2 protein-coding genes and 1 pseudogene are annotated in these 2653 nt (G+C 72.2%); 2 read left to right on the forward strand and 1 reads right to left on the reverse strand.

Annotated elements, in window-relative coordinates:
* A partial coding sequence (locus Voc01_RS36530; RefSeq protein ID WP_203932242.1) for a phosphotransferase family protein occupies positions 1 to 881 on the reverse strand: 881 nt, incomplete at its 3' end.
* Between the two features lie 106 nt (positions 882 to 987).
* Here Voc01_RS36530 and Voc01_RS36535 point away from each other — a divergent pair.
* Complete coding sequence (locus Voc01_RS36535; RefSeq protein WP_203932243.1) at positions 988 to 1854, forward strand: DUF4394 domain-containing protein; 867 nt, start codon at positions 988 to 990, stop codon at positions 1852 to 1854.
* A gap of 46 nt (positions 1855 to 1900) precedes the next feature.
* A pseudogene (locus Voc01_RS36540) lies at positions 1901 to 2653 on the forward strand (glycogen debranching enzyme); the annotation flags it as partial.

Genomic DNA, 2653 nt, shown 5'->3' on the forward strand with positions numbered 1-2653 from the left:
AGCCCGGCGAGCGCCGCCTCGAGGAACGCGTCGCGGCGCTCGACCAGCAGTGCCCGGGTGAGGTCCGTGCGGCCCTGGCCGTGGAGCGCGTCGACGAACCAGCCCATGTCGGACGGGGTGCTCAGGGCGGCGACGGTGTCCCAGTAGGCGACATCGTCGGCGGGGTCGTCGGCGGGTCGGCCGGCCGCCTCGCGGTAGCCGTCGAGGACGTGGTCGGCGGCACCGGGGCCGTAGCACAGGGCGGCGTCGCAGCGCAGGGACCCCAGGTCGACGCCGGCCGGGCCGGCACCGGCGCAGTCCCAGTCGACGAGACCGGTGAGCGTGTGCCCGTCCCACAGGGCGTTGCCCTGCCACAGGTCGCCGTGCACCAGACCGGTCGTCGGACCCGGCACCGGCATCGCGGCGACGCGCTGCTCGGCCTCGGCCAGCAGCGGCCGCACCGGCTCCGCGCGGCGCAGCGCCGCGAAGTCGACGCCGGAGATCGGCCGGGTGCGCCGGGGGAGTGCGGGTACGGCGCCGTCGACCTCGATCGACTGCAGCGCGACCACCGCCGCGCCGAGCGCGCGGAGCCGGGCCACCGGGGCCGTGTCGGGGATGCGGCTCTTCCCGGGCAGGCGTTCGATGATCATCGCGGGCCGGTCGCTGACGGCCAGCAGCCGGGGCGTCGGCACCGCGTCGTGGTCCGACGTCACCTCGAGCGCCGCGGCCTCCGTGGCGAACAGCGCGTGGTCGTCGGCGGACCCGGACCGAACGACGACGCCCTCCCCGGACGCGAACGTCACCAGCCACGGCGACCCGCCGTCCCGCAGGCCGCGGACCTCGACCACCTCGGCGCCGGGTGCGGCCTCCCGCACCGTCCACTGCAGCAACGCGTCGTCCATCGGCGCACCCCACCTGTCCGGCCGCCACGAGCGTCGGATCGACGACACCCAGCCCACCGGCCCGCCGCGCCGAACACAGAACGACACACCTGAGAAAGGACACACGATGATCAAGCGGTGGATAGTGGGCGGGATGATCGCGGCCCTCGGGGTCGGCGGCGGCGCGGCCGGGTACGCGCTCCTCGGTCCCGACGAACCGGCCCTGTTCCTGGCCAGCGACTACGACGAGACCCCGCGGCTGCGCGCCATCGGGCTCACGGCCGACCAGCGGCTGGTCGGGTTCCGGGTGGAGAAGCCGTCCGACACGAGGAACATCGGGAAGGTCGACGGCCTCACCGGCGACACGCGGCTGGTCGGCATCGACTACCGGGTGCAGGACGGCAAGCTGTACGGCGTCGGCGAGGCCGGCGGGGTCTACCAGCTCGGCAACAACGCGAAGGCCACCAAGGTGAGCCAGCTGACGGTCCCGTTGCAGGGCAGGGCGTTCGGCGTCGACTTCAACCCCGCGGCCGACCGGCTGCGGATCGTGAGCGACACCGGGCAGAACCTGCGCCACGACGTCAACCCGAAGGGCGTCACGGTCGCCGACACCGCGCTGAGCTACCCGCCGGCGATGACCGCGCCGACCGGCGTCGTCGCGGCGGCGTACACGAACAACGACCGGAGCGCCGACACCGGGACCGCGCTGTACGACCTCGACGTGACGATGGATCAGGTGGCGATCCAGTCGCCGGCGAACTCCGGCCAGCTGGTGCCGACCGGCAAGCTCGGCGTCGACGCCGCCTCGGCCGGCTTCGACATCTACTCGATGCTGCGCGGCGACCGGACCGTGGAGGTCTACGGCTTCGCCGCGGTCACGCCCGCCACCGGGTCCACGGCGATGTACCGGGTGTCGCTGGTCACAGGTCAGGCCAGCAAGGTCGGCGAGTTCGGCGTGACCGTCACCGACCTGGCCCTCCCGCTCAACCAGTAGCCGCCCCGACGCGCGGACCCCGGCCAACGCTGATAGACACGGTGGGGTGAAGATCTGGCCGGGGTCGCCCTATCCGCTCGGTGCCACCTACGACGGTGGTGGCACCAACTTCGCGCTGTTCTCGGAGGTCGCCGAGCGGGTGGAGCTGTGCCTGTTCGACGCCGACGGGCGGGAGACGCGCGTCGATCTCCCCGAGCGCGAGGCGCTGGTGTGGCACGGCTACCTGCCCCGGGTGATCCCGGGCCAGCGCTACGGGTACCGGGTGCACGGGCCGTACGACCCGGCGGCGGGGTTGCGGTGCAACCCGAACAAGCTCCTCCTCGACCCGTACGCCAAGGCCATCGACGGCCGGATCGAGTGGAACGAAACGCTGTTCGGCTACCGGTTCGGCGACCCGGACTCGGTCAACGACGGCGACTCCGCGCCGTACACGATGCGCTCGGTGGTCATCAACCCGTTCTTCGACTGGACCAACGACACGCCGCTGCGGATCCCGTTCCACCAGACCGTCATCTACGAGGCGCACGTCAAGGGGATGACGATCAACCACCCGAAGATCCCCGAGGACGTGCGGGGCACGTACTCGGGCCTGGCGCACCCGGTGATGATCGACCATTTGCAGCGGCTCGGGATCACCGCGGTGGAGCTGATGCCGGTGCACCAGTTCGTGCACGACGGCGGGCTGGTCGACCGCGGCCTGTCGAACTACTGGGGCTACAACACCATCGGGTTCTTCGCCCCGCACAACGAGTACGCCTCGTTCAAGGGCGAGGGCGGGCAGGTGCAGGAGTTCAAGGCG

This window comes from Virgisporangium ochraceum (assembly GCF_016863655.1).
Taxonomy (GTDB): Bacteria; Actinomycetota; Actinomycetes; order Mycobacteriales; family Micromonosporaceae; genus Virgisporangium; species Virgisporangium ochraceum.

What these genes read in the sequence shown, in the direction of transcription:
- Voc01_RS36535 (WP_203932243.1), top strand. Translation starts at nt 988, where the DNA reads ATGATCAAGCGGTGGATAGTGGGCGGGATGATCGCGGCCCTCGGGGTC.